We start from the raw sequence: 10,588 nt of genomic DNA on the forward strand, positions 1-10,588 counted from the left end.
GGCCACTCGAACTGGTCACTGACAATGGCTTCACGATCGACAGCCAACCCGCGCCGCTGGCCGGCACGGACGCCATGGCCCGGTTCATGGGCGCGGTCAGCATCGACAACGAAGACGGCACCGACGATGGCTCACGCCCGATCATCACCCGCTACCTGGAAGGCTCCCACGGCAACCCGATCTCCGCTGGTCAGAAAGGGGCAGACGCCTTCAGCTCCAGCGCGGTGTTCAATGAGATGGCGGCGCAGCTGGTAGCGCTGTTCCGCAGCCGCACAAGCGCTGACACCGCCTTTACCGTAAACGTGAACAACAACTGCGTCGTCAAGGATGTTGGTAATCAGCCCGGCGATGCCGAGTGCGAAGACCAGACCGACGGTGGCGCGGAGCCGGATGATGGCGGTTCCGGAGGCGACGGCGGTGACGATGGCGGTGATGACGGCGGCCTGTTCGGCGGCCTGCTGTAACCGAAGCTCTCTTACGTCTACCTAGGAGCCGGCCACTTGCGCTGGGCCGGCTCCTGCGAACAAAAAGAATTGGAGCAGTAGCAATGACAACAACAAATCCGTCTGTTTTCAGACCCAAGCGAATAGTACTGGCAACCGCCATTTCCTTGATGGCATCCACACCCGCGCTGGCGATAGACTTCGACATCTACGATATCGATGCTTCTTTCAGCACCACACTGACCGCAGGTGTCGGCTTCCGTCTGGAAGACCAGGATCCGGACCTGATCTCCCAGGGCAACCTGGGGCAGGAATTCGCCTACAGCGATACCGGGGGATCCTCCAACAACTTTGACGACGGCAACCTGAACTTCAAAAAAGGCGACCCGTATTCGCAGATCCTGCGCGGGCGCTCGGAGCTGTTCCTCGACTATAGCCCGGACAGCGATTATCTGACCCGTATCGGTGCGCTGGTGCGTGGCAGCTACTACTACGATGTCGAGCTCAAGGACAATGAGCGGGCGGTAGATCCGGTAGGGCAAAGACGCAAACTGAATCCGGATGCCAAAGACAACGCCTCCGGGGTGGACCTGTTGGATGCCTATATCTTCTCCGACTGGTATGCCGGCAACACGCCCGTGTCAGTACGATATGGCCGGCAAGTGCTGAGCTGGGGCGAGAGCACGTTCATCCTCGGGGGCATTAACGCCACCAACCCCATTGACGTGCCAGCATTCCGCGCCCCGGGTGCGGAGCTGAAAGACGTCCTGTTGCCAGTCAACATGCTGTACACCTCGGTCGGCCTTACTCAGGACGTTAACCTGGAGGCTTACGTCCAGACCGAGTGGAAACCGTTCAAAATCGATGACTGCGGCACATTCTTCTCCTCTGCGGATGTCGCGGCCGATGGTTGTGGCCCGGTACTGCTGGCAGGCCAGGTGCCGGATTCTCAGGCATTCGAGGAAGGCTTCATCTCCCCCCGCCGGGGCGACAAAGAGCCAGGCGACAAAGACCAGTTCGGTGCCGCCGTGCGCTGGTTTGTGCCGGCCCTTGATTCGGAGCTGGGCTTCTACTACATCCGCTACCACAGCCGCCTGCCGTACATCAGCGGCGTAGTGAACAACCCGGAAAACCCGACGGAAAACCAGATCAATGATCCGAACGAGCCGTTCACCCGATTCCCGAGTTATTTCATCGATTACCCCAAGGGCATCGATCTCTACGGCATCAGCATCAACACCACCTTGCCGACGGGCACGTCCCTGGGCGCGGAATACAGCTTCCGCCCCAACATGCCGATCCAGTGGAACACCTTTGAGCTGATCTATGGCGGCCTGCAACAGCGGGGGCCAGACGGCCAGGTGGTCAGTAAGCTGGAGCAGCGTGTCCAGGAGGACGACCCCAACTTTAACTACGCCGGCAAAGCAGTCGATGGCTATGATAACTATGACGTCTCCCAGATCCAGGCCACACTGATCCACTTTGTGGACCGGATCCTGGGCGCGGGACGGTTTATTACCGTGGCCGAGATTGGCGCTACTTATGTGCACGACCTGCCCGACCAGAGCGAAGCACGATATGGTCGTTCAGGAATATATGGGGTTGGCCCGGTACCGCTGGATGGCGAGTCATTCTCTGGCGACTTCTGCAGCGAGGGCCCAGGCGATGAGACATCCAGGCTGAACATCAACCCCACTAGCTGCGTCTCGGATGGTTTCACTACATCCTTCTCCTGGGGTTATCGCGCCTTATTTGCCCTGGATTACTCCAACGCCTTTGCCGGCATCAACCTGTTGCCAAAGCTGGTCATCAAGCACGATATCAAGGGCTTTGCTCCGGACCCGGGGGGTAACTTCAGGGAAGGCAACAAGTCGGTCAGTCTCGGTCTGGATGCCAACTACCAGAACACATACTCCGGCTCGATCAGCTATACCAATTTCTTTGGCGGCGATTACAACGAAACCTCGGACCGGGATTTCATCTCCGCCAGCATTTCCTACTCATTCTGATTCACTAACGGCAATCACAAAGGAGTCTCTTGTGAATACATACAGAAAACACCTCATCGGTAGCGCCATCGCCGTTTCACTGTTTTCCTCGGGAGCAGCCCTTGCGGCTGTTTCCGCCGAGGAAGCCGCCAAGCTCGGTAATGAACTGACACCGATTGGTGCCGAAAAGGCCGGCAATGGCGACGAAATCCCGGCCTGGGACGGAGGCCTGACCTCGCCCCCGGTGGATCAGCCTCAGCAAGGCATCTACCCGGACCCATTCCCGGAAGACGAACGACTGTTCGTGATCGACCAAAGCAATGTGGACGAATACAAGGACAGGCTCTCTCCCGGTCAGGTGGACACCATCAAGGCCTACGGCGACTACTTCATTCCGGTGTACCAGACCCGGCGCACCGGTGCCTATCCGGATTTCATGATGGAAAAGGCGGTGGAAAATGCGTCGGAGGTGTCCCTCACACCCGACGGCAATGGCGTTCAGAATTATCAAACCGGCGTCCCCTTCCCGATTCCCAAGAGTGGGGTTGAGGTCATCTTCAACCACATTACCCGATATCGCGGCGGCTCTATCATCCGTAATGTTGCCCAGGTAACGCCCCAGGCCGATGGCGAATACAGCCCGGTCAAATTCACTGAACACCTGACCGACCGCGTGGCACTGGCGGATTACGAGCCTGGCAAAGACGACAACGTGATGTTCTACTTCAAGCAGATCATCACGGGGCCATCGCGCCTAGCCGGTAACGTGCTGCTTGTGCATGAGACGCTGAATCAGGTAAAAGAAGGCCGCCGAGCCTGGCTATACAACTCCGGTCAGCGTCGTGTTCGCCGCGCTCCGCAGGTAGCCTATGACGGGCCAGGTACCGCCGCCGACGGACAGCGCACCTCCGACAACCTCGACCTATTCAACGGCGCACCGGATCGCTATGACTGGGAGCTGGTCGGCAAGAAGGAAATGTACATCCCGTACAACTCCTACCGGCTGGGCGACCAGAGCCTGAGCTACGACGACATCATCCAGCCCGGACATATCAACCCAGAGCTGACCCGCTACGAACTGCATCGCGTGTGGCATGTGCGCGCCACCTTGAAGGACGGCGAGCGTCACATCTACGCCCAGCGCGATTTCTATGTGGATGAAGATACCTGGCAGATCGCCGTGGTTGACCATTACGATGGGCGCAACCAACTCTGGCGTGTGGCCGAGGCACACATGGTTCAGGGCTACGATATCGGGATTCCCAGCTACGCCGCTGAAACCTTGTACGACCTGCTCTCTGGTCGTTACCTGGTGATGGGTCTGACTAACGAGGAAGACGATCCATACACCTTCGACGTCAAAGCCCGCTCCAACGAATACACCCCCGCGGCGCTGCGCCGGGCCGGCGTGCGCTAACCGCCGCTTGCCTCTCGCGCCCCCACCAGGGGGTGACACACAAAACCCGCTTCAGCGATGAAGCGGGTTTTGTTTTTAGCCGTGCTACCAGCACCCCGAGTCACAGGAACCGAGCCCTGAGTCTTACATCAATGAACCGCGTCGAGCCGTATTAACTGGCCACAGTAATAATCCAGGCAGTGGTCCCAGTGAAACGGAATGGAGCACGACTTATCCGCATTTCTCCATTGATCGACCACTTCCCCACCCAGATTGTTGATCTCCGTTTTCAGTTCATCCGCGCTGTAAATCTTGTAGGGGCAGAAAGCCGTGCCGATGTTCTGAAGCGTCACGAAGCTCTTGGTAGGATGAACCGGCAACATATTGATCAGCACGTAGGTTGGGCGGTCCTGCAAACGCCCAATGAGGGACGCTAACGAGTCTTCCACATATTGCAATGATCCGGAGAACAACACCCAGTTGCACGGTGCGGCCTGACTAAGATCATCACAAAACGTCAGAGTGGCAGGAGACGAGCGGGTGGCAGCAAAACTCCTGGCTTCTCTGATCACTGCGGGCACATCGTAAAGCTGCCACCGGAATGACTCAGGAAAGGCCAGATACCGGGAGAGCGCGTAATACAGAACCCCAACATGACCGCCGAAATCGAGCAGCCTGTCGTTTGGCTGCATCAGCCTGTTGAGCCAGAACGCCACCGGGTAATCGCAGGGGGAAATCGACCGCATACGGAAGCGGTACATATCTGCTGAGGCAGGCGCTTCGTTATCGTAGCCCAGGGGTTTACCGCCCGGGGCGTTCGCCGTGGCCGTCTCAAAATCCGGGTAGACTCCACGAAACAGATTGACGTTGGTCGCGCTGGCGAAATGCCTGGCATAACGACGATCAAGCGCTTCACTGATAAACGGAAGCTGCTCGACCTGATGCAAAAGGTCCTTTGCTCGTTCGTACATGGTGACTGCCCTTTTAAGAGACAATTATAATGAATCTTAGCAGGGAACGAAGTAATGTCACCCCGATGCCATGTTAGCTGGCGGAAGGCAGGTTGCCCCCCAGCATGTTTTCAACCACAGCCGCGTTATAGAAGGCTTCAACCGTGTGGATTCTGTCATTCCGCACCCGAAACCAGACAGCAAGCCGCACATCCCCAATCGGTTCAAAATTGGTCCGGTAGTCCAGAACCGCGAACACATGCTCTCCATCAGCACTGAGCTGGCGGAGGATCAGGTCCTTCTGGATGGCAACCATACCGAACTGGTAGGCCAGCATGTCATCCCGGCTCAGGAAACGCATATTCGGCCCCACGTATTCAAACCCCTCAGCCGCCAGCAAAGATTTCGCCTCATCCAGACGCTGGTCATGAATATCCGCAATGAACTGCGCCACGATGTCCTTTGGCTGCATTAAATCGACTCCATTTCCAGAACGGGGGCGGTTGAAACGCCCAGACTCGCGTAGATACCGCAACAAGCGGCGTACCCCATTCACTTTTATACCGAAAGCGGGGGTGGTGGCAATAAGCCCGTAAACACTATGTGTTAACATTCGACGGACGCGGGTTCGATTCGCTCGCGGAGGCAACCGCACGGCCTGCGCTTTCCGGAGTATTACCCTGCTCTTCTTTCAGTTTTTCGTCTGTCTTCTCTCTGAGCGTGTCCGTTCCCCGGTCGCTCAGGCTTCCCATCACGCGATCCTCCGCCGAGGTCCGTGGCAGCAGGGCTCCCAGAGCGACCCCTGCCGCCACTGCCAACACCCCAACCATCAGGGGCTGTTCACGAAGCATCTGGGTATACCCTTCGCGCGCATTGCGAAACCCACTCCGGGCGCTTTCGGCAGTGTGTCGGCTGGCGTCGCTTACCCGGTGCATTACGTCACTGGCACCCTCGGCCACCTGGTGGCCAGTTTGCCGGGCATGCTCAGCGGCGTCATGGGAGGACGACCTGAGACCGCTGGTTGCAGCTGACAGTTTCCCCCGCGCCTCGCCGGCCTTTTTACCCATCGTGTCAGTGACACTCTCTCCATGGTGCACCCCCTGATGCGCCGAGGACTTCCGGGAGGCTGCCATCAGCCAAATCAGACTTATCCCTGCGAGTACGGTCGGAATCGGATTGTTTTCCACTTGTCTGGAGAGATTGCGAATGAAGTCATAGTTCCCTTTGCTCCGAAAATAGGAGAGTCCCTGATCAAGCAGTTTACTGGGAGAAAACTGCTGCATCAGCTCATCGACTGTGCCTTCCAGATCTGCCCGCACACCGTCAGCCTCACGCTCCAGATCTTCCGGGTCCTTACTCAGATCATTTTTGAAGTGCTCTTTTGCTGTCGTCATGATGCATGTCCTTTAACGGTTTCCTTGTCTTTCCGGAGGCTATCCATGGCGTGCGTCGGTTTCAGACTGGACGGTTCCAGCTTCTTCTTACCCGCGGTGACCATAACCAGCCCTATAATTGTCACTACGGCTCCCACAATCAGGGCGGCCAGCCAAAGCTCCATAACCTGCCCAAGGCCCAGAGTGGCGGCAGCGAGCAAGACCAGGTACCCGGAATTCAACACCACCACACCGCTGACCAGGCCAGCGAGGGCCTTTTTGGTATCGTCGAGTGCCTGGGAAACTTCCGAACCCGCCAGAGCCAACTCCTTGCGGAAAAGAAGCGCCAGATCATCGACTAAATGCCGTACGAGATCGTAAAAGCGCGCTTTTTCCTCTGGCGGAGGGGCAGGTTGTTGAGAGTCACGATTTGCGCCGGAAGGGACGATATTTTCGTTCTGAGCCACATCAGCCATGATGACCTCCTGGATACCCTCATTAAATTGCGGTTTGAGTGCGCTCGTCTGCTCAACTCAAGAATCAGACGATCGTGAAGATGCCTTGAAAAATCGGCTCAACGCGATTCCAAGACCTACGCTGCCCAGCACAAAGAGCGTCGGATTGTTGCGGGCCAGGCGCACCAGGTCCTGGACCAAATCCTCAGCAGTGCGTTTTTCAAGGCGTTCGGCGTACTCAGACAGCCCGGAGGCGATCGAAGAGACCGCCTGGGCCAGGGATTCCTCGCCCTGATCCCGCAGACTGTCCGCTGCGCGGCCCAACGCTTCAGCGCCGTGACTGACGGTGCTGGAAGCCGTCTTTTTAGCGGTATCAGCGCCTTCGGAAGCCCTGGCCTTAGCGGCTTTTTTGGCTTCACTACCAAGGTCGCCGGCGCTTTTTTCAGTGGAATCCGGTTTGCTGCCTGGCTGGGAGCTCCCTTCACCGCCAGGTCTGCCTGCCTGTTGAGATGAGGTCCCCGAGAGGGGTGGTGATTGAGATGGTGGAGGCGTGCCCCTGCCCTGATTTGTACTCGGATCGTTTGGTTCCATGGCCTTTCTCCTGAGCCGCCGAATGACCTTTCAAACATCTCGCGTTTGAATACACAGAGGCTCAGCATAGTTCGTGCCACCGCCCGGGGCGTCCCACCACAAGCCCGGGTGCTAATAAGCGGCGCGGATCGACGTAAGGAGTAGAGGTGAAAATGGCAAGATTTTCACTCAATCGGAAAATTCTACTGCCTCCGGCCGGTCTCACTTTGCTATGGGAAGGCGACCTGGATGAAAGGCGGAGCGCCGGATAGCACTTTGTCGCTCATAGTGGTGCCATTACTGGCGAGGTCAGGTAAGCGTCGTGGATAAGCTGTCGAGGCGAGACACCAAACCAGCCCTTGAAGGCACGATAAAACGCGCTGACTTCAGAATAGCCGAGCCGTTCAGAGATCTGCGCCGGCGAGGTTCGCTGGTTCAGTTCACGGATGGTGACCTCTTTCAATACCTCCTCCTTCAGCTGCCGAAAGCTGGCACCCTGCTCCGCCAGTTGTCGCTGCAGGTTACGGGGATGGAGATTCAGCGCCCTGGCGCACTGCTCCAGCTCGGCCTGAGCAAGGCCATGGTGAGCGATATAGCCCCGTATCCTGAACAACTGTTCCGACCCCACCTGCTTGGCGTTGAGCAACTGGCAGGCGTAATTGAGGCTGAGTTGATACAGGGTTTCGTCGCAACCTGTGATGGGCGAATCAATATGAGTGATATCCAGATCAAAACCGAAGCTATCGCCGGATACTGTGATGGGCAGGTTCAGCAAGCCGGCTAGTCCACGTCGATCCAACGCCGCATCTTGGGGTACGACCAGGGCTAACACCACAATCTGTTGATCAAACAAATCTCGAATGTACTGAATGGTGCCGGCGATCACCGACAAAATCTGCTGCGGGCTGGCCGCCAGCGCCGCAGGCGTTTCTTCATACCGGCAACGGAGCACAGCAGGGGCAGCCTGTTCGGCTGGCCGCCGGTCATAATGGAACACGCCGTTCTCACTGATCAATGTTTGAAAAGTGGCCACATGCTGCAGCGCCAGGTTTACCGATGGGCAATGCCCCAACAAGGGAGCGAGCACGCCAATGCTGCGATAGCCCTGGAGCAGGCCTATGCGCGCGCCCAGCAACGGGTCTTGGGACAACCAGGCGGCGGTGTGCCAGAGCTGTCGCGCCGAGATCAGGTCGAGTCGGCCCCGATGCCTGAGCGTGCCGCGCTCGAACCCCGGCAGGCCGGCAACGATCGCGTTCACATCGAGGCCCTGCTTGTGCAGGGTGCGCAGCAGGGAATTTACCCAGACATTGGCAATGGACAAATGACTCATGGCGGCTCCTGATGGCTTTTCTGACGACCCCCTACGACATTACATGAACAATATACCCGATTATATTGTCGCATTCTGTCACTAATCGTCGCCGCCGGTCACTGACCCGCTCTGTCTCCGGCCAGATAATGGGATGACTACAGGAAACGAGAGCCTTGGCATGAGTGACTACAATATCAATGGCCTAGCCATTCCCTTATTTATGATCCTGATGCTGGCCGAGTATCTGCTACTCCGTCTTCGGGGGCGCAGCCTTCATCGTTTCAATGACAGTATGAACAGCCTGTCGATGGGGCTTTTGCTGCTGCTTTCTGATGCCTTGCTAAAGGCCTACACCTTTGCGGTGTTTATCTGGCTGTGGAACAACCACCGTCTGTTCGATTTCGGCGTGGATAATCCGGTTACCTGGATCCTGTTCTTCATTGGTGTCGACTTCTGCTACTACTGGTTCCACCGTATCGCCCACGAAATCAATATCCTCTGGGGGGCGCACGTGGGCCATCATCAGGGCGAGGAATACAACCTCACGACCGCACTTCGCCAGAGTGCCTTCCAGTATGCTTTCTCCTGGATGTTCTACCTGCCCCTGGCTCTGTTGGGTTGTCCGCCGGTGGTCTTTGTTGTGCAGTTCATCGTACTCAAGATGTATCAGTTCTGGCTTCATACCCAGAGCATTCACCGAATCCCTCTGATGGAAGGCGTCATGTCCACGCCATCCAGCCACCGCGTACACCACGCCAAGAATCCGATCTACATCGACCGTAATTACGGCGGCACCCTGGTGATCTGGGACCGTCTGTTCGGCACCTGGCAGCCTGAGCTGGCAACGGAGCCCTGCCACTATGGCACCACTCACCCGCTGGATACCTTCAACCCCATCAAGGCTAACCTCCAGCACTGGTCCATGCTGGCGCGGGATACCCGGGCAACAGCACGCTGGCAGGACAAGCTGTTGCTCTGGGTCCGGCCGACTGGCTGGCGCCCGGCGGATTGCCTGGCGATGGACGCCGGTGATCCGGGTATGCAGAAAAACGGCTGTGCCGAGCGACCGAAATACAACCCACAAACCACCCGGGGCAAGAAGGCTTACGTCGCCTTCTCCATGGCGGTGACATTCGTCATGTGCACACTGTTCATCTTTCTTTCACCACAACTGTCAGCGTTGCAACTGGCAGCCGGTGTTCTGCTGGTGATCAGCGGTCTGGTCATTGCCAATGACCTGCTGGAAAACCGCAGCCGTTATCGATGGGGAGAAGCGTTACGCATGCCGCTGATGCTCTGGTTTGCGGTGAGCCTGTGGACGTTCCCCGTGACCACCCAGATAGTCGATACCATCACTATTGAGCGCTCCGCCAGCCAGTCTCTCGACTACGCCAGCTCAGTCAGCCGCTGGCCGGAGTGGCATCCACAATCCATGCAGACAGAGGTGGGCAGCACAGGGTCATTGCAGACCGGCGAACACTTCAACGAAGTGATCGATACCCCCTTGGGCCAGAACCGAGTCAGCTGGGAAGTGATCAGCCGTTCACAGGGAGAGCACTGGCGTGTTCGCGGCGTCAATCTGGATAATGAGGTCGGGATTGTGCTGACCTACCGCGTCAGGAACACCGGCGCAGGCGTCAGCGAGTTCGAACGTACCCTGCAGTACACCATGCCGAACTTTCCGCTGGTGCTGGTCAATGCCCTGCATTTTAAAGGGGTCATCGAGCGGAAGTCAGAACAAGGCCTGCAACGGTTGAAGACAGCAGTCGAAGGGCTACCGGCAGTACCCTGAGTGAAGTCACATCCTATTTTAGCGGCTTGATCCGATCCACTTCCTTCATGACCGACTGGGCCGCCGTCCAAAGATCAACAGATCGCTGCGCATTCAGCCTGAACTCCGGAGAGTTACCAAACAAGCGAGCAAGCCGAAGCGCCATCTCGGGACTGACAGCACGGCGCTCGCGCAGTAATTCATTCACCGACTGACGAGAGACACCCAGAGACTCTGCCAACCCTGCAACGGTCAGGCCATAGTCCGCAGGAAATCCTCTCTCAGCATTTCACCAGGGTGAGTCGGCTTGCGCGCCATGCCGGCAGTATT

At 57.5% G+C, this 10,588-nt stretch carries 11 protein-coding genes; 4 read left to right on the top strand and 7 right to left on the bottom strand.

From position 1 onward, the window contains the following. From WD429_RS02280 to WD429_RS02290, 3 genes are all read left to right on the top strand, one after another. Positions 1-464: hypothetical protein (locus WD429_RS02280; protein ID WP_368420557.1), on the top strand; the 464-nt coding region annotated here is incomplete at its 5' end. A gap of 83 nt (positions 465-547) precedes the next feature. Next, entirely contained in the window at positions 548-2,452 is a 1,905-nt protein-coding gene (locus WD429_RS02285; RefSeq protein ID WP_368420558.1) for a DUF1302 domain-containing protein, read from the top strand. A gap of 31 nt (positions 2,453-2,483) precedes the next feature. After that, a complete protein-coding gene (locus WD429_RS02290) occupies positions 2,484-3,848 on the top strand; it encodes a DUF1329 domain-containing protein (RefSeq protein ID WP_368420559.1) in 1,365 nt (454 codons plus the stop codon). Between the two features lie 128 nt (positions 3,849-3,976). Here the strand turns inward: WD429_RS02290 and WD429_RS02295 are convergent, their stop codons facing one another. From WD429_RS02295 to WD429_RS02320, 6 genes are all read right to left on the bottom strand, one after another. After that, entirely contained in the window at positions 3,977-4,798 is an 822-nt protein-coding gene (locus WD429_RS02295; RefSeq protein ID WP_368420560.1) for a TIGR04325 family methyltransferase, read from the bottom strand. A 73-nt stretch (positions 4,799-4,871) separates the two neighbouring features. Next, the gene (locus WD429_RS02300; RefSeq protein ID WP_368420561.1) at positions 4,872-5,249 is read right to left on the bottom strand and encodes a nuclear transport factor 2 family protein; all 378 of its coding nucleotides are present in this window, start codon (positions 5,247-5,249) and stop codon (positions 4,872-4,874) included. Positions 5,250-5,376: 127 nt separating this feature from the next. Next, positions 5,377-6,171, bottom strand: coding sequence for a DUF3618 domain-containing protein (locus tag WD429_RS02305; protein WP_368420562.1), 795 nt, complete (start codon positions 6,169-6,171; stop codon positions 5,377-5,379). After that, entirely contained in the window at positions 6,168-6,626 is a 459-nt protein-coding gene (locus WD429_RS02310) for a phage holin family protein (RefSeq protein ID WP_368420563.1), read from the bottom strand. The genes WD429_RS02305 and WD429_RS02310 overlap by 4 nt, the downstream gene beginning before the upstream one ends. A gap of 57 nt (positions 6,627-6,683) precedes the next feature. Next, the gene (locus WD429_RS02315) at positions 6,684-7,196 is read right to left on the bottom strand and encodes a hypothetical protein (protein ID WP_368420564.1); all 513 of its coding nucleotides are present in this window, start codon (positions 7,194-7,196) and stop codon (positions 6,684-6,686) included. Between the two features lie 262 nt (positions 7,197-7,458). Then, positions 7,459-8,505 (bottom strand): helix-turn-helix domain-containing protein, encoded by a 1,047-nt coding sequence (locus WD429_RS02320; RefSeq protein ID WP_368420565.1) that lies wholly within the window; start codon positions 8,503-8,505, stop codon positions 7,459-7,461. A 160-nt stretch (positions 8,506-8,665) separates the two neighbouring features. On the opposite strand from WD429_RS02320, the gene WD429_RS02325 reads away from it, so the two are divergent. Further along, entirely contained in the window at positions 8,666-10,279 is a 1,614-nt protein-coding gene (locus tag WD429_RS02325; RefSeq protein WP_368420566.1) for a sterol desaturase family protein, read from the top strand. 13 nt (positions 10,280-10,292) lie between these two features. Here the strand turns inward: WD429_RS02325 and WD429_RS02330 are convergent, their stop codons facing one another. Further along, positions 10,293-10,466, bottom strand: a complete 174-nt coding sequence (locus WD429_RS02330; RefSeq protein WP_368420567.1) for a HigA family addiction module antitoxin — start codon at positions 10,464-10,466, stop codon at positions 10,293-10,295. Between the last annotated feature and the right edge of the window lie 122 nt (positions 10,467-10,588).

Source organism: Marinobacter sp. (genome assembly GCF_040904845.1).
Taxonomy (GTDB): Bacteria; Pseudomonadota; Gammaproteobacteria; order Pseudomonadales; family Oleiphilaceae; genus Marinobacter.

Coding starts and splice junctions, on each gene's coding strand:
- WD429_RS02285 (WP_368420558.1), top strand. CDS start 548: ATGACAACAACAAATCCGTCTGTTTTCAGACCCAAGCGAATAGTACTG.
- WD429_RS02295 (WP_368420560.1), bottom strand. CDS start 4,798: ATGTACGAACGAGCAAAGGACCTTTTGCATCAGGTCGAGCAGCTTCCG.
- WD429_RS02300 (WP_368420561.1), bottom strand. CDS start 5,249: ATGCAGCCAAAGGACATCGTGGCGCAGTTCATTGCGGATATTCATGAC.
- WD429_RS02305 (WP_368420562.1), bottom strand. CDS start 6,171: ATGACGACAGCAAAAGAGCACTTCAAAAATGATCTGAGTAAGGACCCG.
- WD429_RS02310 (WP_368420563.1), bottom strand. CDS start 6,626: ATGGCTGATGTGGCTCAGAACGAAAATATCGTCCCTTCCGGCGCAAAT.
- WD429_RS02315 (WP_368420564.1), bottom strand. CDS start 7,196: ATGGAACCAAACGATCCGAGTACAAATCAGGGCAGGGGCACGCCTCCA.
- WD429_RS02320 (WP_368420565.1), bottom strand. CDS start 8,505: ATGAGTCATTTGTCCATTGCCAATGTCTGGGTAAATTCCCTGCTGCGC.
- WD429_RS02325 (WP_368420566.1), top strand. CDS start 8,666: ATGAGTGACTACAATATCAATGGCCTAGCCATTCCCTTATTTATGATC.